17 protein-coding genes are annotated in these 20,222 nt (G+C 73.2%); 3 read left to right on the forward strand and 14 right to left on the reverse strand.

Annotated features, from left to right (window positions below; translation table 11 throughout):
• Window positions 1-33: 33 nt before the first annotated feature.
• From H0I76_RS07790 to H0I76_RS19575, 6 genes are read right to left on the reverse strand one after another with little or no spacing between them, the layout of a single operon-like run.
• Window positions 34-993 carry a lysophospholipid acyltransferase family protein gene (locus tag H0I76_RS07790; RefSeq protein WP_200609013.1) on the reverse strand — a complete coding sequence of 320 codons (960 nt, stop codon included), beginning with the start codon at window positions 991-993 and terminating at the stop codon, window positions 34-36.
• Entirely contained in the window at window positions 990-2,381 is a 1,392-nt protein-coding gene (locus tag H0I76_RS07795; protein ID WP_200609015.1) for an MATE family efflux transporter, read from the reverse strand. Before H0I76_RS07795 ends, H0I76_RS07790 begins: the two co-directional genes overlap by 4 nt.
• 50 nt (window positions 2,382-2,431) lie before the next feature.
• Window positions 2,432-3,334, reverse strand: a complete 903-nt coding sequence (locus H0I76_RS07800) for a DMT family transporter (protein ID WP_200609017.1) — start codon at window positions 3,332-3,334, stop codon at window positions 2,432-2,434.
• Complete coding sequence (nthA, locus tag H0I76_RS07805; RefSeq protein ID WP_200609019.1) at window positions 3,331-4,014, reverse strand: nitrile hydratase subunit alpha; 684 nt, start codon at window positions 4,012-4,014, stop codon at window positions 3,331-3,333. Before nthA ends, H0I76_RS07800 begins: the two co-directional genes overlap by 4 nt.
• Window positions 4,004-4,354 (reverse strand): SH3-like domain-containing protein, encoded by a 351-nt coding sequence (locus H0I76_RS19570; protein WP_200609022.1) that lies wholly within the window; start codon window positions 4,352-4,354, stop codon window positions 4,004-4,006. The genes nthA and H0I76_RS19570 overlap by 11 nt, the downstream gene beginning before the upstream one ends.
• A complete protein-coding gene (locus H0I76_RS19575) occupies window positions 4,351-4,713 on the reverse strand; it encodes a ScnB-like protein (RefSeq protein WP_407704256.1) in 363 nt (120 codons plus the stop codon). The genes H0I76_RS19570 and H0I76_RS19575 overlap by 4 nt, the downstream gene beginning before the upstream one ends.
• A 180-nt stretch (window positions 4,714-4,893) precedes the next feature.
• On the opposite strand from H0I76_RS19575, the gene H0I76_RS07820 reads away from it, so the two are divergent.
• Together H0I76_RS07820 and H0I76_RS07825 are read left to right on the forward strand one after the other, a co-directional pair.
• A complete protein-coding gene (locus tag H0I76_RS07820) occupies window positions 4,894-5,466 on the forward strand; it encodes a GNAT family N-acetyltransferase (protein WP_200609024.1) in 573 nt (190 codons plus the stop codon).
• A 107-nt stretch (window positions 5,467-5,573) separates the two neighbouring features.
• Window positions 5,574-6,014: a DUF4399 domain-containing protein gene (locus H0I76_RS07825; RefSeq protein ID WP_200609026.1), complete on the forward strand. Its 441-nt coding sequence runs from the start codon at window positions 5,574-5,576 to the stop codon at window positions 6,012-6,014.
• A 107-nt stretch (window positions 6,015-6,121) separates the two neighbouring features.
• Here the strand turns inward: H0I76_RS07825 and trxA are convergent, their stop codons facing one another.
• The 8 genes from trxA to regB all read right to left on the reverse strand — a co-directional run bounded on the left by trxA (window position 6,122) and on the right by regB (window position 19,419).
• Window positions 6,122-6,442 carry a thioredoxin gene (gene trxA / locus H0I76_RS07830; protein ID WP_200609028.1) on the reverse strand — a complete coding sequence of 107 codons (321 nt, stop codon included), beginning with the start codon at window positions 6,440-6,442 and terminating at the stop codon, window positions 6,122-6,124.
• Between the two features lie 131 nt (window positions 6,443-6,573).
• The gene (addA, locus tag H0I76_RS07835; RefSeq protein WP_234455196.1) at window positions 6,574-10,044 is read right to left on the reverse strand and encodes a double-strand break repair helicase AddA; all 3,471 of its coding nucleotides are present in this window, start codon (window positions 10,042-10,044) and stop codon (window positions 6,574-6,576) included.
• Window positions 10,041-13,088: a double-strand break repair protein AddB gene (gene addB, locus H0I76_RS07840; protein ID WP_200609032.1), complete on the reverse strand. Its 3,048-nt coding sequence runs from the start codon at window positions 13,086-13,088 to the stop codon at window positions 10,041-10,043. The genes addA and addB overlap by 4 nt, the downstream gene beginning before the upstream one ends.
• Window positions 13,085-13,810 carry a nucleotidyltransferase family protein gene (locus tag H0I76_RS07845; protein ID WP_325166420.1) on the reverse strand — a complete coding sequence of 242 codons (726 nt, stop codon included), beginning with the start codon at window positions 13,808-13,810 and terminating at the stop codon, window positions 13,085-13,087. The genes addB and H0I76_RS07845 overlap by 4 nt, the downstream gene beginning before the upstream one ends.
• Window positions 13,807-14,883, reverse strand: coding sequence for an aminoglycoside phosphotransferase family protein (locus H0I76_RS07850; protein ID WP_200609034.1), 1,077 nt, complete (start codon window positions 14,881-14,883; stop codon window positions 13,807-13,809). Before H0I76_RS07850 ends, H0I76_RS07845 begins: the two co-directional genes overlap by 4 nt.
• Entirely contained in the window at window positions 14,880-15,380 is a 501-nt protein-coding gene (gene tsaE / locus H0I76_RS07855; protein ID WP_200609036.1) for a tRNA (adenosine(37)-N6)-threonylcarbamoyltransferase complex ATPase subunit type 1 TsaE, read from the reverse strand. Before tsaE ends, H0I76_RS07850 begins: the two co-directional genes overlap by 4 nt.
• Window positions 15,381-15,503: 123 nt before the next feature.
• Entirely contained in the window at window positions 15,504-17,810 is a 2,307-nt protein-coding gene (locus H0I76_RS07860; RefSeq protein WP_234455217.1) for a sensor histidine kinase, read from the reverse strand.
• 175 nt (window positions 17,811-17,985) lie between these two features.
• Complete coding sequence (regB, locus tag H0I76_RS07865; protein ID WP_200609041.1) at window positions 17,986-19,419, reverse strand: sensor histidine kinase RegB; 1,434 nt, start codon at window positions 19,417-19,419, stop codon at window positions 17,986-17,988.
• 161 nt (window positions 19,420-19,580) lie between these two features.
• On the opposite strand from regB, the gene H0I76_RS07870 reads away from it, so the two are divergent.
• A complete protein-coding gene (locus tag H0I76_RS07870; RefSeq protein WP_200609043.1) occupies window positions 19,581-20,207 on the forward strand; it encodes an SCO family protein in 627 nt (208 codons plus the stop codon).
• The last annotated feature ends 15 nt before the right edge of the window (window positions 20,208-20,222 follow it).

Consider the following 20,222-nt stretch of genomic DNA (forward strand, 5'->3'; position numbering starts at 1 on the left):
TCTGGGCAGCCGCCTCTCGGCCGGCGCGCAGGTTCACGCGCCGTCCGCGGGCGGCATGCCGGAGGCGCCGTTGGCGCGCTTGCCGCGCCGCGTGTCGCCCTCGCGCCGCATGGTCGCGCGGCGCTTCCAGCGGCGGTGAAACCAGAACCATTGCGCCGGATCGGCCTCGATCCAGGCGCCGATGCGGTCGTTCACCTCGGCCATCATCTCGCGCGGCGGGGCATGTGGGATCTCGGGCTCGAAGCTCACGTCGAAGCGCCGCTCGGCGGCGTTGCGCCGCGCCACGGTCGGGATCAGCGCCGCCCCGGTGCGCCGTGCCAGCTCGGCCGCGATGGTCACCGTCTCGGCCGGCTGGCCGAGGAACGGGATCAGGGGCGCGCCGCTGTTGCGCTGGTCGACCAGCACCATGGCTACGCCGCCCTTCTCGACATGCTGCAGGAAGGCGCGCATGCCGCTGGCGCCCTTCTGCAGCACGGGGCGGCCCGCCCGGGGGATCACGATCATCGCCCGGCGGTCGATGTAGCGGTTGTTGAAGGCGCGGTAGATGATGCCGCACTCGACGCCCGCGCGCTGGGCGGCGACGCGCGCGGCTTCCCAGTTGCCGTAATGGGCGGTCACCAGCACCGCGCCGCGCCCCGAGCGGGCGATGGCGGCAAGCTGGTCGAGCCCCTCGGCGCGGATCTCGGTCTCGCTCACGAACCGCGGGAAATGGGCGTATTCGACCATGAGCCGCCCGAACTGCGCGGCGGCGGCGCGCGTGAGCCGGCGCCGCGCGGCGGCATCGAGCGCGGGCCGCACGAGGGTGAGGTTTTGCTCGACCCGGCGGCGGAAGCCCGGGACCGCCAGCACGACGAGGCCGCAGAGGGCGCCGAACGCCCCCTCGAGCGGCCAGAGCGGGACATGGCGGGTGAGTGCCGCGAAGGTGCGGCCGAGGGCGTAGACCAGCCACTCGCCTGCGCGGATCAGCGCGCTGTCGCGCCGACGCCGCCTCATCGCGAAGCCCCCCGCGTCAGCACCCGGAAGCGCCAGGCCAGCAGCACCACGGCGACGATGCAGCAGCCGATGATGGTCACGACCAGCCCGCTTTCGTCCCAGCCGCCACGGTTGACCATCCACCAGCCGACCGGGATCAAGAGGATGGTGAAGGCCAGGACATAGGCGAGGATCGCGATCCAGGCGTCGCCCAGCGCGCGCACCGCCTGGCCCATCACGACCTGCGCCGAGTCGGGCACGAAGACCAGCGCCGAGAAGGCGAAGAGCGCGGCTGCGCGAGCCATCACCGCGGGGTCGTCGGTGTAGACCGCGGCGATGCTGTCGCGGCCGAGGAAGACCGCCGCTCCGAGGATCGACATCGTCACCACCGAGACGCCGAGCCCCGTCCATCCGGCGAAAGCGGCCTCGTCGGGGCGGTCGCGGCCGGTCTCGATGCCGACGCGCACGCCGGTCGCGACCGCGAGCCCCAGGCCCACCATGAAGAGGGTCGCGACCAGGTTGTGCGAGATCGAGTAGGCGTCGAGCGCGAGCGGGCCGAGCGAGGCGGCGAAGAGGCTCATCGCCGCGAATCCGACCGTCTCGAACCCATTCGCCAGCCCCGCCGAGAAGCCGAGCTTGCGCATGAGGTAGCCCGCGCGCCAGCCACCGGGGCCCCAGAAGGTCTCCCACGGGCCGGTCACGCCGGCATGGCGCGGGTCGCGCTGCAGCAGGATGATGGCGATCATCGCGAAGGCGGCGGCGAAGCGCACGAGGGTCGAGGCGAGCGCCGCGCCCACTGCGCCCAGCTCGGGGAAGCCGGCATGGCCGAAGATCAGCAGCCAGTTCAGCCCGAAGTTCAGCACGTTCGCGCCCAGCATGACCACGAGGCCCGCCATTGGGCGGCGCGTCGCCTCGAGGTAGAAGGCGGACACCGCGAAGACGGTCTGGGCGATCAGCCCCGGCGCCAGCGCCTGCGCGACCGCGCCGCCCTTGGCCGAGAAGTCGGGCGACTGGCCGAGCACCGCCAGCACCCACTCGCCCTGCCACACGCCCCATGCGCCGAGGGTCGAGATCACCAGCGACCACACCAGCCCGCGCCGCCAGGCCTGGCCGCATTCAGCCCAGTTGCCCCGGCCGAAGGCATGCGCCACCACCGGCGCGATGCCCGAGCTGAGCCCGATCGCGATCACCAGCACGGGCACGAAGACCGAGAGCCCCAGATTGGCCTCGCCCACCGCGCCGGGGGCATAGCGCCCCAGCATGGCGATGTCGCAAAACGCCATCAGCAGGATCCCGGCGCGCGACAGCATGACCGGCCAGGCAAGGCGCAGGAGGTCGCTGACATGCCGCGCGACGCGCGCGGCGAACGGCTCGGTCGCCGGTCCGGTCGCGGCAGGGGTGTCTTTCATGGCGCGGGCCTGACGCGGGGTTCGGGGTTGCGGGCTCGGGGCATCGGCGCTCAGCCGCGTGGCCGGGGCGCCGCTCGGACCCGCTCTCTATGCCAGACATAGAGCCCCGCGCCAACGATGACCCCCGCGCCGGCCAGCGTGGTGGCCTGGGGCATCTCGCCGAACATCACGAAGCCGAAGGCGATCGCCCAGACCAGCCCCGCGTAGTTGAAGGGTGCAAGCTGCGACGCCGGCGCCTGGCCAAGCGCCCAGACCAGGGCCAGGTGCCCGACGAAGCCCACGAGGCCGATCCCGACCAGGAGCGGCACGTCGGAGGCCTCAGGTGTCACCCAGACCAGCGGCAGCGCCGCGCTGGCGCAGAGCGTGCCGAAGCCGGTGGTGTAGAGCATCGTGGTCCAGATCGAATCCGCCTGCCCCAGCATCCGCGTCGCGATCTGGTAGGCCGCGAGGCACAGGGCCGAGCCCACCGCCAGCAGCGCCGCGGGCTGGAAGACGCCAAGCCCCGGCTTGAGGATCACCAGCGCACCCAGTAGCCCCAGCACCACCCCGGTCCAGCGCCGCGGGCCGACCTGCTCGCGCAGGATCACCGCCGCGAGGCCGACGATCATCAGGGGCGCAAGCTGCATCAGCGCCGCCGCCTCGGCCAGCGCCAGGTATTTGAGCGAGGTGAAGTAGAGGATGGTGACCGCGAAGAGCAGCGCCGAGCGCAGCCCCTGGATGCGCATGTTCGCGCTGCGCAGCAGCCGCGGCAGGCGCGGGGCGAAGATCGCCATCAGGAACAGCGTCTGGCCGGTATAGCGCGCCCAGACCACCTGGAGCGGCGGCATCCGCGCCGCCAGGTCCTTGGCGATCGCGTCCATGGCGACGAAGAACAGCGTGGCGACGACCACGCCGAGCGCGCCGCGCGTCTCGGGCGTCAGCCGCTCGGTGGCGGCGGCGATGCGGGCGATCATGCGGGGGCTGGCTCTTCCGGCGCGCGGGCCAGCGTCACGCCGATCATCGCGTCGCGCCCGACCAGCTCGGCAAGGCGCTCGGCGCTCCAGCCGTCGGTTCCGGCGGGGCGGGCGGGCAGCACGAGGTAGCGCATGTCGGCGGTCGAGTCGTGGACCTGCACCCGAACATCGTCGGGCAGGTGGGTGCCGAACTCGGCAAGAACCGCGCGCGGCTCGCGCACCACGCGCGAGCGGTAGGCGCGGGCCTTGTACCAGTCGGGCGGCAGGCCCAGAAGGTTGCGCGGGTAGCACGAACAAAGTGTGCAGACGACGACGTTGTGCACCTGCGGCGTGTTCTCGACGACCACCAGCTTGAGGGCGTCGACCTCGATGCTCATCTCGCGGCAGGCGGCCGAGCCGTCGGCCAGAAGGCGCGCCTTGAACGCCGGATCGGTCCAGGCGCGGGCCACCACGCGGGCGCCGAGCGCGGGCGAGCGGGCGTCCATGCGCTCGACCTGGGCCATGATCTCGGGCGCGGTGGCGATGCCCTTCTCGATCAGGAGCTCGCGCAGCGCGATCTCCATGACCTGGAAGCGCGAGAGTGCGGTGTCGTCGTCCGGCCGGTAGGGATGGCCGGAAGGGCTCAGCCCGTGGTGGTGATGCCCGTGAGCATGGTCGTGATCGTCGTGGTCATGCGGCATCGGAAGGCTCCAGCCAGTGCTCGAAGATCTCGGCGTCGAGCGTGTCGGCGGGGCGCTCGGCCGTCTCGCCCCAGATCTCGGCCATGGTGAAGCGCACGCGGTAGAGCGTCAGGGCCATGCCGTTGCGGTGGTTGTAGGCCAGTTCCTCGGGGTTCTGGAAATCGCCGCAGATGCGCTCGATACGGCCGACCCGGCCGCGCAGGTAGAAGGGCGTGCGCAGGTGGCCGAGCGCCATGCCGTGTCGGACCCGCACCGCCTGGCCCGGGCGGAAGCGCCCGCCCGCGGTGGGGTATGGCGGCGGGAAGCCGGTCGGGACGACCTCGGGCAGCGGCGCGGTCATGACGCGCCCCCCTCGCCATGGCCCTGGGCCTCGCCATAGGTTGCGCCGCGGGCGGCGACCTCGTTCATGCGGGCGTTGAGCTCGTCGAGCGTGATCACGCCGCATTCCACGAGGTTCTGGGCGCAGGCCGAGACCCAGCGCTCGTAATAGGTCAGCTCCTCGAAGGCCTGCGGCCCCATGTCCTCGAGCGCGCGGCGCAGCCCGTCGACCGAGAACAAGCCCTTGTTGCCGCACAGGATCACGAGCGCGTCGACCCGCTTCTCCCACAGCGCGAAGTCATGCTGGGCGCGGTCGATGCTGCCCCCGGGCAGCCCGCCCATGTCGTGCCAGCGACGGCCGGTATCGAAATCATCTTGCATGGCGCTCACGCTAGCCCGAGCCGCGCGGGCCGCCAAGAGCGCTTTGGGGAAACCTGCTTTGCATCCGAAGGGCCGCGCGCCACGCCCTGCCCGCGCGGCCCCGGCGCGTTTGACACGCGGGTGCCGCGGCGCGATGCTTTTTTTGTGGGGTGGCCCGGGCAACCTTGCCAGCGAGGCGCCATGTTCCGCATCTCAGACCGACCCGAGGCCGACCGGGTCTTTGCCGGACTCGCGCTCGGCTTTGTCGCCGACCCCTTCATCCGCTGGCTCTACCCCGAGCCGCGCGCGTTTCTGGCGAACTTCCCTCGCGTGATGGAGCATTTCGGCGGAGGGGCGTTCGAGCACGGCGCGGCCCAGCGCAACGGAGATTTCACGGCGGCCGCGCTGTGGCTGCCGCCCGGCGCGCATCCCGACGAGGAGCGCCTGATCGCCTGTTTCGAGGAGACCGTGGCGCCCGAGAAGCACGAGGCGCTGTTCGCGACCTTCGAGCAGATCGAGCGCCATCACCCCGACGAGCCCTGCTGGCACCTGGCCTTCATCGCCGTCGACCCCGCGCGCCAGGGCAAGGGCCTTGGCTCGGCCCTGCTGGCGGAGGGGCTGCGGCAATGCGACCGCGACGGCAGGCCTGCCTACCTGGAATCGACGAACCCCGCCAACCTGTCGCTCTACAAGCGGCACGGCTTCCACGAGGTCGGGCTGATCGACACCGGGCGCGCGCCGCCGCTCTACCCGATGTTCCGCCCGGCGCGCTGAGCGCAGGCCGGGCGCGCCGGCGGGAAGTCCTCGCATTTTCGGATGCAGGCCTTAGCATCCTTGCCGCGGGCACCGCGCCCCCGCGCGACACGGGAGGAGAATGACGCATGAGACGCCTTGTTCCGGCCAGCAGCCTTGCCTTCGCCTTCGCGCTTGCCTGCGCCCTGCCGGGCAGTGCCGTGGCGGGCGAGACCCCGGCGCCCGAGGGGGCCGAGGTCTATTTCATCGGCGTCAGCGATGGCGACACGCTGAAGAACCCGGTCACGATCCGCTTCGGCGCGCGAGGCATCGGCGTCGCTCCCGCCGGGGTCGACAAGGAAAAGACCGGGCATCACCATCTGATCATCGACGAGACGATCGAGGGCGCCGAGCTCGACGAGCCGATCCCCGCGGACGACAACCACCGCCATTTCGGCGGCGGCCAGACCGAGGTCACGCTGGAGCTGCCGCCGGGCAGCCATACCCTGCAGCTGGTCATGGGCGACATGAACCATATTCCGCACGCGCCGCCAGTGATGTCCGAGCGGATCACGGTGACGGTCGAATAGCGCGCGCCCAGACGGCGGGGCGTGAAAAAAGAACGCCCCCGGCGCGGGGGCGTTCGTGTCTTTCCCCTGGGCCCGGACGCGCGGCGCGCGCGGGCCCGCCGGACGCGTCAGATCGCGTCCTCGATCCAGTTCGCGATGCCGCGCTTCGAGTCGGCGCCGACCTTGCGCTCGACGACCTGCCCGTCCTTGAAGATCAGCAGCGTCGGGATGCCCCGGATGCCGTATTTCGACGGCGCGTTGGGGTTGTCGTCGATGTTGACCTTCGCGACCTTCACCCGGTCGGCCATCTCGTTTGCCAGCTCCTCGAGCGCCGGGCCGATCTGCTTGCAGGGGCCGCACCATTCGGCCCAGAAGTCCACCACGACCGGAAGGTCGGAATTGAGCACGTCGCTCTCGAAGCTGGCGTCGCTCACATGCATGGTCGCCATGAGTCTTCCCCTTGTCTGGCAGCCCCGGCGAAGGGGCGGCGGTCGTTTCCCGCGAGTGACGAAGCTATGAAGCGGCCGGGCCGGAATCAAGCCACTCCGTCGTCACGCGGATGTGCGCCGATTCAGGTGCCCTAGGCGGGCTGGTCGGCGAGAGCCGCGGCAAAAGCCGCGTCCACCACCCCGTCCGGCAGCGGCATCAGCCGCGCCGCGGCGGTCCAGAGTATCGCCGCCGACACCGCGCGGCCCGGGTATATGCGCGCAAGCGCCGTGCGGTAAGCACCCAGCTGCACGAGATATTCCGCGCGCACCCCGTCGGGCGTGGCGGGCGGGGCCGGGTCGGTCTTGAAGTCGACGGCGAGCACCTCGGTCGCGGTCACGACAAGGCGGTCGATGCGGCCGGACAGTTCGCGACCATCGGGCAGGCGGGCGGCGATGGCGACCTCGGCCAGCGTCCCGGCGCCGAAGAGCCGGGCGGCGAAGGGCGCGGCCAGCACCGCCTCGGCCTCGGCACGGGCACCTTCGGCAAGCGCGGGGTCGAGGTCAGGCAGCGCCTGGGCGAGCAGCGGCCCGGCAAGCTCGGCCCGCGCTCGCGCGTCGTGACCGGCGAGCCGTTCGAGCAGCAGGTGCACGGCCGTGCCGTAATCGAGCGCGACGTCGCGGCCGCGCCCGGCGCCGCCCGCGGGTGCCTCGGGGCTGTCGGGCGCGAGGCCCGAGGGCGCCAGCGGCGCGGCGGGGCGGGCCTCGGCCGCCGCCGGGCCGAGCCAGTCGGGCAGCGGGCGTGGGTCGGGCGGCTGAGCGGCGGAGTGCTGGGCGTCGGCATCCGGCGCGCAGGTTTCGCCGGGGATGGCCGTGCTGGCCTCTGGGCCGCTCTCGCGTCGCCGGATCGGGCCTTCCAGCCCCGCGGGGCCGGCGACCTCGGTCCAGCCGCCGAGGCGCTCGGCTCCGGCCTCGATCAGCCCGTGCCAGGTGTCCTCGGCGCGCGCCGGGTCGCCGGCGCCGCACAGGATCAGCCAGTCCTCGGCGCGGGTGAGCGCGACATAGAGAAGCCGCCGCCGCTCGTCGGCCTCGCGGGCCGCGGCGCGGTCCGCGGCCGCGCGCACCGCCTCGGGCTCGCCGGCCGTCGCGCCGGCCCAGGCGACCAGCGGAGCGGCGGGCGCGTTCCCGCCCGAGGGCGCCTCGCCAAGGGTGAAGAGCCGCGGCCTGCCGCCGCCACGATTGGGGCGCGCCATGGTGTCGGGCAGGATCACCACCGGTGCCTCGAGCCCCTTCGCGCCGTGGACGGTCATCACCCGCACCTCGCCCGCGGCGGCGTCCATCTCGCGCTTGACCTGGATCTCGCCCGCCTCGACCCAAGCGACGAAGCCCGCGAGGCTGGGCGTCTCGCGTGCCTCGAACGCCAGCGCCTGCTCGAGCAATTCGTCGATCGGGTCCTCGGCCTCGGCGCCCAGCCGCGCAATCAGCCGGGTCCGCGCGCCGTGGCGGATCAGGGCACGCTGCAGGAACTCGTAGGGCCGTAGGAAGTCCGCCCGCGCGGCGAGGTCGTCGAGCACGGCGACCACCTCGGGCGGGCCCGCCGCGCGCAGGCGGTCGCGCAAGCCCTGTCCCCGGGCGCGGCCGTGGGCAAGGTCGAAGAGCGCGTCCTCGGACATGCCGAAGACGGGCGAGCGCAGGAGCGCTGCCAGCGCGAGATCGTCGTCGGGCGTGATCGAGACGCGGATCAGCGCCATCAGGTCCTTGACCGCCAGTTCGCCCGCCAGCGTCAGCCGGTCGGCGCCCGCGACCGGCACGCCCAGCGCCTTGAGCTGGCGGATCAGCGCCCGCGCCAGCAGGTCGCGCCGCGCGACCAGAACGAGGATGTCGCCCGGGCGCACGCGCCGCGCGGGCCGGTTCGCGCGCGGCGGCAGGCTGTCCGAGGCCAGCATCCGCGCGATCTCGGTGGCCAGCATGCGCGCGAGCCGCAGCTTGGGCGCGCCGGGCGGCGGCTGGTCGACGGGGCGCCACCACTCGCCGTCGTCCTCGGCGCCCGCGGGCTCGACCAGCGGCCAGAGGTCGATGCGCGCGGCGTCGCCCGCCCGGTGGGCGCTGTGCTCGACGCTGGTGCCGTCGACGGTCAGGCCTTCGGCCGCCTCTCCGGCGAAGACGGCGTCGACGAAGTCGAGGATGCCGGGCGCCGAGCGGAACGAGGTCGTGAGCGCGGGACGCGCGAGGCTGCGCCCCATGGCGTCGAGCCAGGCCGCGAGCTCGTCGCGCGTCGAGCCGAAGGCGCGCGGCTCGGCGCCCTGGAAGGAATAGATCGACTGCTTCTCATCGCCGACGACGAACAGGCTGCGCGCGCGGCCCTCATCCTCGCCCGAAAAGAATTCCTGCGTCACGGCACGGATCACGTCCCATTGCGCGGGAGCGGTGTCCTGGGCCTCGTCCACGAGGATGTGGTCGATGCCGCGGTCGAGCTTGTAGAGCGTCCAGGCCGCCAGGTCCGAGCGCGCCACCAGGTCGCGCGCCCGGCCCACGAGATCGTCGAAATCAAGCAGCCCGCGCGCCGCTTTGGCGGCGTCGTAGCGCTCGAGAAACGCGCGGGCGAAGGCGTCGAGGTCGGCCGCGCGGGCCGCGGCCTCGGCCCGCCGCATCGCGTCGGCGGCACCGGCCGCCCAGGCCAGCATCTCGTCGGTCAGCTCGCCCGCGCCGGGATCGGCGGCCAGCACGGCGGATACCGGGAAATTGTGCCGGCTGCGCGGCTCGCCATCCTGCTTGAGATAGGCGCCGAGCAGGGCCCCGGCCGCGTCCGTGGGGTCGGTTGCGCGCAAGGTCAAGGCGGTCTCGATCGCCTCGGCCACGCGCGCGCCGGTCGCTCTGCCGACACGGCGCTGGAGATCGGCATGGGCGCCCAGCGCGTCCCAGTCCAGCGCGTCGAGCGCCGTGCGTGCCGCGGCCTCGGGCCCCAGTGCCGCGTCCTCGCCCAGATGGGCGGCGATGCGCGGGCCGACCGGGACCGCGGGGAAATCCTCGCGCCGCGCCAGCACGGCTTCGGTCAGGGCGGTGATGCCGCCCTCGTTGAGGCGCGCGGCGATGCGGTCGAAGGGGCCGCCGCCCGCGCTTTCGGCCTCGGCGGCCAGCTCGGCGAGGATCGCGTCGGTCATCAATGCCTTCTGGCGGTCGTCGAGCACTTCGAAGCGCGGCGAGATCCCGGCCTCGAGGGGAAAGCGCCGCAGCAACGCGTCGCAAAAGGCGTGGATGGTCTGGATCCTGAGCCCGCCGGGGGTCTCGAGCGCCGCGGCGAAGAGCGTGCGCGCACGGGCAAGACGGGCGGGGTCGGTGATCGGCTGCGCCGCCCCCTCGAGCGCGGCGAGATCGGCGCCCAGTTCCGTGTCGGGCGCCATCGCCCAGCCGCCCAGCATGCCGAACAGGCGGTTCTGCATCTCGGCCGCGGCGGCTCGGGTGTAGGTGAGGCACAGGATCCGCTCGGGCCGCGCGCCCGCGAGCAAGAGCCTTGCCACGCGCTGGGTGAGCACGCGGGTCTTGCCCGAGCCGGCATTGGCGCCGACCCAGGCCGAGACCATGGGGTCCGCCGCCTGGCGTTGCGCAAGGGTGGGCCCGACGCTCAAGGCACGCCACCGCCGCCGGGGTCGGCGGCCTCCCATTCGGCGCGCCGTGCAAGATGGTCGTAGGTGCCTTCCTCGGCCCCGAACTCGGCGCGCCCGCGCGAGAGATAGGGCATCTCGTCGCTCTCGTAGGCCGTTAGCAGGTCGATCAGCCGCTCGCGGTGTAGGCCGAGGGTCTCGCGCAGCGGCGCGTCCCTGGGGGGTGTGGTCTCGGCGCCGCCCTTGCCCGAGCCGGTGAGCCCGAGATAGGCGCCGCCCAGCACCTGCATGGCGGGAACCCCCTCGAAACCGCCTTCCTCGAGGATCAGGGCCTGCAGGTGCAGCTGCTGCGCGAAGACCCCGATCTGCTTCGGGCTGGGCGGGCTGCCCGCCTTGTAGTCGTAGATCATCGCGCCCCCCTCGACCGCATCGATTCGGTCGGCAGTTGCGGTCAGTTCGAAGGGGCCGCCGGGCAGGTCGATCACCAAGCGCCCGCGGCATTCGAGGCCAACGGGGTGCCCGGCACCGCGCCGCTGCGCCTCGCCATCGACGAACCACTGGGCCGCGCGGGCGAGGCGACCAGCCCAGGCGCGGCGGGTCGCGGGCCAGGGAATGCGGGCGCGCAGTTCGGCCTCCGCGATCGCCAGGAGGCGCGCGCGCTCGGCGACCGGGTCGGCGGGACCCGGCGGCGCCTCGGCCACGAAGCGGTGCAGGATCGCGTGGATCGCGTTGCCCCGGTCGAGGAAGTCCGGGGTCTTGCCCAGCGGATCGAGCGGCGAGAGCCGCAGGATGCGCTCGGCATAGATCGCGTAGGCGTCGCGGATCAGGGTCTCGATGCGCGTCACGGACAGACGCCGGGGCCTGGCCGCGCGTGGCGGGCGGGGGGCCGGCCGGGTGGCGGCGGGCAGAGGTGCTGCGGCCGGGTCAGGGCGATGTAGTGCCGGGACCAGATCGCGAAGCGCCTGGCCGCGCGCGCGCATCGCCGCGAGAGCCGCGCCGTCGATGCCCTGGAGCAGGTTCTCGAGCCGCACCAGCCAGCGCGAGGCGACGGTGGGTGCGCCGCCGGACCGAAGCGCGCGGCTCAGGACCACCTGCGGCCGCGCCGCCGCCTGCAGGAAGTCATGGGCCGAGAGGCCGATCTCGCGTTCCGGCGCGGGCAGGCCCAGGGTCGCGCGCATCGGCCGGCTGAGCCAGGCATCGGCGCCCGGTGCGGGGGGCCAGCTGCCCTCGTTGAGGCCGCCGAGGATCACAAGGTCCGCGGTTTCGGCCCGGACCTCGCGCGTGCCCCAGATCATCACCCGGGGATGCGGGCGCTCGGCCTCGGGCCGCAGGGTCTCGCCCCGCATCAGCGTGGTCAGAAGCGCGGCGTAGCGCGGCACCGGCGTCGGGCCATAGGCGTCGGCCGCATCCGCGAGCCGGCGCATGAGCGCGCGCAGCGCCTGCCCGTCGGACTTGAGCCAGACCTGGGGCTGGCCTGCCTCCGGGTCCGGTGTCGAGAGCGCCTCGGCGCAGGCGGCATGGGCCTCCACGACCTGTGCCAGCGGCGCGCCATCGGCCAGCGCGGCGACCAGCGGCGCAAGGGCGGCCTCGATCGCGGCGTGCCATGGCTCGAATCCCTCGGGCGGGGCGCGCCAGTCGGCGCGCGGGTCGCGGGGGCGCGTCGGCCAGGAGGGCAGGCGGCCGGGCGCGAGACCCGGGTCCCTGACCCGGCGCAGCACGCCGATCTCGTAGGCACGCGCGTGGCGGAGATGCGCGCCCCGCGCCATGCCCGGGGTGCAGAGCGGATGCTGCATCAGCGCGACAAGGCCCAGCGGGTCGGCGCGGCCGGACGCCACCGCCGCGATCAGGCGCAGGAAGACGCCGGCCGCGCTGTCGGCGAGCGGCCGGCCCAGCGCGTCGTCGGGCTCGATGCCGAAGCGCGCGAGCTCGGCCCCGACCCGCCGGGCAAGCTGGCCGTCGCGGGTGACAAGTGCTGCGCGGCAGCCGGGCGCCGCGATCGCGCGGCGGATGGCGATCGCGATGGCGGCGGCCTCCTCGGTCTCGTTGCGCGCTTCGATCAGCGAAAGCCCCTCGGTCGCGGCGGCCGCATCGGCGCGCAGCGCGGGCGCGGCCGCGACCCAGGCGTCCGTGACCGGCGCGGGCCTGAGCGCCTGGGCGAGCAGATCGAGCCGGGGGCTGCGCGGCTGGGGCGTCCAGGGCCTGACATCAGAGGGCGCGAGGTCGAGCCGGTCGAGGAAGGCGCGGAATGGGCCCATCGGATGATCGGGGCCGACCTGGCGCCAGACCTCGGGCTCGATGTCTGGGTCGAAGCCGGGCAGGACCACCGCGCCTTGCGGCAAGCGCGCGATCGCCGCCATCAGCGGCGCCGTCATTGCCCGCGCGCCGGTCGAGGCCGCGGCGATCAGCGAATGCGCCGGTGGTTCGGCCGCCCACCGGGACGCGATCGCCTCGACGGCGCGGCGTGCGCGGGCGGCCGGGTCGGGCGCGCCGAGGTTCGGCGGATCGGGGGCGATCTCGGCCCGGATCCGGGGCCACGCGCTGCGCACGATATCGGCGAAGGCCAGCGCTTCCTGCCAGTGCCGCGCGAGGTCGCCCTCGACAAGGCCGTCGAGCTGGCCGGGGGGGATGCCCCATTCGTCGAGTTCGTCGATCAGGTCGGCGAGGCTGTCGGCAAGGTCGGGCGCGGCGGCCAGCGGCGGCGTTGCGCGCCCAGCGCCCGTTTCGAGAAATCGCTCGATCAGCCGGGTGAGGGCGAGCCGCCGGCGCAGCGGGTCGACCGGGCGGGGCGTGTGCGGCAGGGCGAGCGGGTCGTCCGCCAGCGCCGAGAGAAGTCCGACCCTTGGCAGGAGCGCCGCCCCGTCGCCGGGGCCGATGGCACGGGCGGCCAGAGCGGCCTCGATCGCGCGGGCGGCGCGGGGCGTGTTGGCGCGGATCTCGATCCGGGCGGCGGCTTCGGGCGGGGCCGCGCCAAGCCGCTGGTGGATCCCCTCGGCGAGGGCCGCGGCATAGTCCGCGCCGGGCGGCACCGCGAAGACGCGGGGGGCGTCCTGCGGGGCGAAGAGGGTCACGCGCCCGGCTCCGCCCTGGCCAGGGCCTCGGCCGCGGCCTCGATGCCGGGGGGCGTGCCGACATCGACCCAGGTGCCGGGATAGGTGACGGCTTTCAGCCGCCCGGCGGCGAGCAGGCGGTCCCAGACGAGATTGAGCGAGAACGGCCCCTCAGGCGTGTCGGCGAAGGCCGAGGGCGCGATGATCTGGGCGCCGGTGAAGACCAGCGGCGCCATGGCCTCGTCACCGCGCCGCACGGGGGCATGACCCTGTCCCGAAAGGAAGAAATCGCCGGGCCGCTGATAGGCGCGGGCCCGCGCGCGCGGGACGAGGAGCATGAGCGCATCGGCCGCGCCGGGATCCCAGGCGCGGGCCAGGATGTCGAGCGGGTTCGGCCCGGCAAAGATCGCGTCGGAATTGAGAACGAAGAATGGATGGGTCCCCAGCAGCGGCAGCGCTTGCCGGATGCCGCCGCCGGTGTCGAGAATCTCGGGCTCCTCGGGCGAGTACAGGATCTCGGGCTTGGCCCGGGCCTCGAGATGCGCGCCGATCATGTGGCCGAGGTAATGCAGGTTCACCACCGCACGCGCCACGCCCGCGCCCTCGGCGATGTCGAGCGAGCGGTCGATCAGCGTGCGGCCGGCGACCTCGATCAGCGGCTTGGGCATCCAGTCGGTCAGCGGCCGCATCCGGGTGCCGAGCCCCGCGGCGAGGATCATCGCGGTGTCGGGCCGGACGCTCACGGTGTGGGGGCCTCGGCCCGGCGTTCGGCCGCGGCTGCGGCACGGGCGAGCGCAGCGGCATCGGGTGCGGGAACATGCGCGTCGACCAGCCGCGCGAGCGGCGCAAGCGCCGGGTGCTCGAGATCGCGTGACAGGTGGCCCCAGACGCGCGGGATCAGCGCGAGATAGCGGGGCTTGCCGTCGCGGATCGCGAGGCGCGCGAAGATGCCGACGATCTTGAGGTTGCGCTGGGCTCCCAGCGCGGCATAAGCGGCGCGGAACTCGCGCGCCGCCGCACCCGACAGCCCGCGCCGGTCGAGGTAGCGCGCGATCATCGCCTCGCGCAGGGCGGCCGAGGTGTCGCGCCGCGCGTCCTCGAGCAGCGAGACGAGGTCATAGGCCGCGTGCCCGGCCAGCGCGTCCTGGTAGTCGAGCAGGCCCACGCGCGCGGCATCGGCACGCGCCGGCAGCCAGATCAGGTTCTCGGCGTGATAGTCGCGCAGCACCACCACATCGCGTGCGCCGGCGACCGCGGTGGTCGCGGCATCGACGAGCGCGCGGTACTCGGCCACGAGATCGGGACTGGCCGGGGCGCCGGTGACGGCCGGCAGCCACCATTCGACCGCGAGCGCTGCCTCGCGCCAAAGCACGGCCTCGTCATAGGGCGGCAGGGTGAAATCCCCCATGCGGGCGGGGGCGGAATGGTGGGCAAGGCCGGCAAGCAGGTCGACCGCGGCGGCGTAGAGTTCGGGCTCGGCCGCCGGGGTCGCGGCGCAGACCTGGGCATAGAGGTCGTCGCCAAGATCCTCGAGCAGCATGAAGCCCGCCTGCGGGTCCGCGGCAAGGATCGCGGGGGCCGAGAGGCCGATGCCGCGCAGCCAGCCGGTGACCGCGACGAAGGGACGGATGTCCTCGCCGCGCTCGGGTGGCGCGTCCATCACCACCGCGGGCCGCCCGTCCGGCAGCGTCAGGCGCAGGTAGCGCCGGTTCGAGGCGTCGCCCGCCAGCGGACGCGGCGCCGCACCGCCCGCGCCCGCGTCGCGCAGGAAGGCCTCGAGTGCCGCGGCCCGGCGGAGTGCGGATCCGGTCGTCATGCGCTTTCCCTCGCGGCTTCGAGCACGGCGTCCCAGCCGGCCCCGTGCGCGACCAGCCGGGCGTCGCGCGCATCGGCCCCGGGGTCGTCCGGTCCGGGCGCGAGGGCGATCTCGAGCCGGCGTTCCGGCAGCGCCGCGCCAAGGCGATCGGGCCATTCAACCAGGAGTACGGCATGGGAGAGCGCGTCGGTGAGTCCGAGCTCAAGCGCCTCCTCGGCGCTGGCAAGACGGTAGAGGTCGGCGTGCCAGACCTCGCCGCGCGGGGTGTCGTAGACGTTCACCAGCGTATAGCTGGGCGAGGGCACCAGTGCGTCGGGCTCGCCCAGAAGCGCGCGCAGGATGGCGCGGGCCAGCACCGACTTTCCGGCCCCCAGCGATCCCGTGAGCGCGATGAAGTCGCCGGGCCCGAGCGCGTCGGCGAGACGCGCGCCGAGGGCCGTCGTGGCGGCCTCGTCTGCAAGGGTCAGGCGCTCGTCGCGCGCGCGTGTCGGGGTCATCGGTCTCGCTCTCCACCGGCGCGGGGGGCAGGGTGCCGGTCCCGCGCCTCCGGCCACCCGTCGGTGTTAGCGCGAACGCGGCGGGCTTGCCAGATGTTCGGCGCGAGGGATCGGCCGCGCGCGTCAGCGGGTGAGCGGCAGGGGTTGGGGCCGGGCCTCGTGCGATGCGCGCGACGGGCTTTCCTCGGCCGCGCCGCGATCGAAGCTGCAGACGCTGACCGCGTCGCTCGGCCGGGTGCCGCGCCGCCGCTCGAACCGGCCACCCTCGTTCACGACCATCCGGCGAATGACCGAGAAGGCGAGGGATTCGCCGTCCTCGGCGAAATCGGCAAGCGGGATCTCGGCCTCTCGCCGCTCGGTGACCACGATCTCGACGCGGCCCGGCTGAGGCTCGGTGGCCGAGAGGAGGATGCGGGTGCCCGACGGGCTGCGCTGGATCGCTCCGGCGACCATGTTGAACACGATCTGGCGCAGGCGCACCGCGTCGCAGCGCAGCTTGATCGCGGCATCCGGCAGCTCGGTCGCGAGCACCACGCCGGCCTCGACGGCGCGCTTGTCCAGCAGCTGGCGAGTCAGTTCCAGCGTCTCGGCAAGGGGCGGGTCGGCGCCCTCGTCATGCAGCGGGTCGAGCTGCAGCGAGGCGAGCTCGGTCACGTCGTCGATGGTGTCGAGCAGCTGCCCCGAGGCCTCGAGGATCCCGTCCGCATAGTCGCGCTGATCGGGGGTCAGCGTGCCGAAGCGCGGATCGCCCAGAAGCTGGCCGAAGCCGAAGATCGTGTTGAGCGGCGTGCGCAACCGATGCGAGATCTGGTCGAGCACCGCGGTGCGCATCTCCTCGACCGCCTCGAGCGCCTCGTTGCGCTCGCGCAGCGCGAGCGCGATGCGCTCGCTGTCGGTGATGTCGGCGAAGACGACCATGCTGGCGCCGCCGGGCAGGGGCGCGAGCCGCGCCGAGAGGATCCGCGACGAGCCGAGCGTCACCCGCGCGCTCAAGGCCCGGCGGGTCTCGTCCGAGGTGATGAAGCCGGTCACCCGGCGCCAGACCTCGGTCTCGATGGTCAGGCCCTGGCAGAGCCGCATCACCTCGCGCGCGTGCATGCCGGCGCAGATGCTGTCGGCGTCGGTGCCCCAGATGTCGTGGAAGGCGTCGTTCACGAATTGCAGCAGGCCGTCGGCGCCGAAAACCGCGAGCCCTTCCTCGAGCCGGTTGAGCGTCGCGTGGCGCAGGTCGACCGAGCGGCGGTAGTTCTGCTCGAGGCGCATGCGCTCGGAGACGTCGTCGAACACGAAGGCGAGCGAGCCGTGCGGGTGGGGTCGGGCCAGCACGTTGATCGAGGACCCGTCGGCAAGGTGCCAGGTGTCCTCGTAGTCGACCACCTCGGTGTCGTCGAAGAGGCCGAGCAATTGCCGGCGCCAGAGGTGGTAATCCCCGGTCTCGGGAATGCGCCGGGTGCGGCGCATGGCATCGACGAGGTCGCTCAGCGTCGGGCGGGCCGCGAGCGTGGCGGGGTCGAGCTGCAGCATCTGCGCCAGCGCCGGGTTGAACAGCGCGAGCTTCTGGTTGCGGTCGAAGATGGCGAGGCCGACGGTCAGGTGGGCGAAGGTCTCGGTCATCGTCTGCACGAAGCGGCTGAGCGTCCGTTCGGCTGTCACCGCGTTCGAGGCGTCGGTGGCAAAGCCGAAGCGCCGCCCGTCGGGCTTGAGCACCTCGACCACGCTGAGGGACACCGGCTCGATCCCGCCGGGCGGCAGGATCTCGATCCGTGTCCGGTCGATGCCGTCAGCCGCCTCGCGCTGCGGCGGGCGAACGCCAAGGAAGGTCACGACCTGCTCGGCGGCGACGGCACCCATCTCGGTGCGGACCTGCCCGGCGCACCACGACACCGCCCCGTCGGCGGTGCGGTGCCAGGCGATGGTGGCGCCGATCTCGAGCAGGGTGGCGATCGTCTCACGCTCGTACCAGCCGGCCGAGAGGCTGCGCTCGCGCCGCGCGAGGGCTGTCTCGGCGCGCTCGAGCTCGGCCGCGATCAGCCGCGCATCGCGCAGCACGAGGACGCTCTCGCCACCGCTGGGAAAGCCGATCACCTCGCATTGCCCGCCGGCCGTGCGCCGGGCCAGCAGGTGCATCGGCTCGCCCGTCTCGATCAGACGGGCGAGCGCCGTCTGCACCTCGTCGCGCCGCTGGCCGATCGCCGAGGCAATGACATCGGTCAGCATGGCGCCGGGCGCCGCGCCGGGAAGCTCGGCCGCCGCGTCCGACAGATCGGTGATCCGGCCGTTGCGCGCCCGCAGCACCATGCCGTCGGAAAGGTCCTCGCGGCGGCGCACCTCGCGCGCACGCCCGCGGCGCTCGCGCACGAAGAGCGTCGCGAGCACGCAGACCGACAACGACAGCAAGGCTATCGTCGCGCTCAGGAGGTCGGCGCCCATTTCCGTCACGGCCGCATCTGTCCCCTTCGGCCCCTCGCCCGACCGGTTCCCGGCCGCCCGCATTTCAGGGGACGGCCGAAAGTGTCAACAAATGGTTTACGACATCACGAGCCTCTCGTCTCCTCGCCGGGCAGGCAAGAACTGCTTGCATCAGCACGGTGAGGGCCCTGCCAGCTCAGAGAGGGTGGTTCGCGGGCTCGTTCGGTCCCAGCGCGCGGCGCGTCGCGGCCTTGTCGACCACGATGTCATCGGCGTTCCACACCAGCTCGATGATGGCGCCGGGCGGCCGGGCTTCCTCGGGTGGCCCCGCCGCGGCCGTGGCGCGGCGGCCACGCGGGTCGGTGCCGTTGGCGAAGGAAATCCGCGCCCCCGTCCGCGCCAGGAGCGTGCGCGCGATGAAAAGGCCAAGGCCCATGCCTTCGTACTCGCCGTCGTTGCGGCGGCGCTGTCCGCGCGCGCGGGTCGAGACATAGGGCTCGCCCAGGCGCGGCAGCATCTCGGGACTGAATCCCGGGCCGTCGTCGCCGACGGCGATGCGCAGGCGATCCTCGCCATGCTCGACGTCGATCCAGACGGTCGTGGCGGCGAAATCGACGGCGTTCTGCACCAGGTTGCGCATCCCGTGGATGAACTCGGGTGTCCGGCGCACGCTGGGCTGGCGCTCGCCGGTGTCCTCGGCCGGGCGGCCGTCGATGCGCAGGATCACCCGTTTGCCGCGGGCAGCATGGGGCGCTGCCGCCTCCTCGAGCACGGCCGAGATCGGCGCGGTCTTGACGTGGCTGTCATCGCGCCCGGTGCGGGAAAGGTCGGCCATGATGCCACCGCAGCGCTCGGCCTCGGCGCGGATCAGCCGGGCGTCCTCGGCGAGGTCGGGGCGGTCGGCCAGTTCGCGCGCCAGCTCGGACGCTGCCAGCTTGATGGTCGCGAGCGGCGTGCCCAGCTCGTGCGCCGCCGCCGCGGCAAGGCCGCCGATCGCCGCCAGCCGCTGCTCGCGCGCCAGCGCCACCTGCGTGGCCGTCAGTGCCTGGCTCATGGCGTAGCCCTCGACCGTCACGCGCCGGGCGTAGAGCGAGAGGAACACCACCCCGATCGCCAGCGCCGCCGAGATGCCGCTGCGGAATAGCTCGGGCACCTCGAGCGGCGTGCCGTCGCTCTGGATCAGCGGCATGTGGATCGTCGACATCACGGTCACGAACCCCATCGCCATGATGCCCAGAAGCAGCGTGGGCTGCAGCCTCAGCGCCGTTGCCGAGATGGTGACCGGCGCGAGGATCAGCAGCGCGAAGGGGTTGTTCAGCCCGCCCGTGACCATCAGCAGCGCCACGAGCTGCACGAGATCGAAGCAGAGCGACGCCCAGGTGCCCTGTTCCGTCAGCCGGGTCTCGGCCGGGAACATGGTGATGGCGACCAGGTTGACCATCACCGAGCCCGAGATCAGCAGCGCGCAATAGGCGAGCTGCAGCTGGAAACCCAGAAGCTGCGAGGCAATCAGCACGGCGACGCTCTGGCCGATCACCGCGACCCAGCGCAGGACGACCAGCGTGCGCAGGCGCACCCAGTCGCCGCGCACGGTCATGTCGAAGAGATAGCTCCGCGCCGCCTCGCTCATGGCGCCGACTATCGCTGCAAGCGCGCGCCAAGGGAAGCAGCTTGCGGCGCCCGGCCTGGCCGCAGCCATGCCATCGTGCCGCACGGGGTTGCAAACGCGCGCCGCAAGGCCTTGGTAGGGGGCAAGGCCGGCGGGCCGAGTCGCAGTGCGGGAGGATCGCGATGCAACGGGCGATGATGGTGGTGGCGGGCGCGGTGATGGCCGCGGTGATCGCCGCCGTGGCATTCTTCGCGCTTTCGCCGACCGGGGACGTGCCGCTGTCGCCCGCGGCGGTGAACGTCTCGGGCGCCGAGATCGGCGGCCCCTTCACCCTCGTCCGCCACGACGGCACGACGGTGACCGACGCCGAGGTGATCACCGGCCCCACGCTGGTCTATTTCGGCTATACCTTCTGCCCCGACATCTGCCCGATCGACGTGCAGCTGTTGGCCGATGCCGTGGACCTTCTGGCCGAGAAGGGAATAGACGTGACGCCGGTCTTCGTGACGGTCGATCCCGCGCGCGATACGCCCGAGGCGCTGGCGCCCTTCGTCGAGGCGATGCATCCGAAGATGATCGGCCTGACCGGCGACGAGGCCGCGATCAAGGCCGCCGCGGATGCCTACAAGGTGTATTTCGCGCGCGTCGAGGTCGAGGGCTCGGCCGCGGAATACCTGATGAACCACACCGGCTTCACCTATTTCATGCTGCCCGATGGCGTCGCCGGGCTGTTCCGCCGCGGCTTCCCGGCCGAGGAGATGGCCGGCGAGGTCGAGCGGGTGCTGCAGGCGCGCGGCCTCGCGGGCTGAGGCGGCGCCAGTCAG

The organism is Thermohalobaculum xanthum (genome assembly GCF_016623495.1).
In the GTDB taxonomy this organism is placed as follows: domain Bacteria; phylum Pseudomonadota; class Alphaproteobacteria; order Rhodobacterales; family Rhodobacteraceae; genus Thermohalobaculum; species Thermohalobaculum xanthum.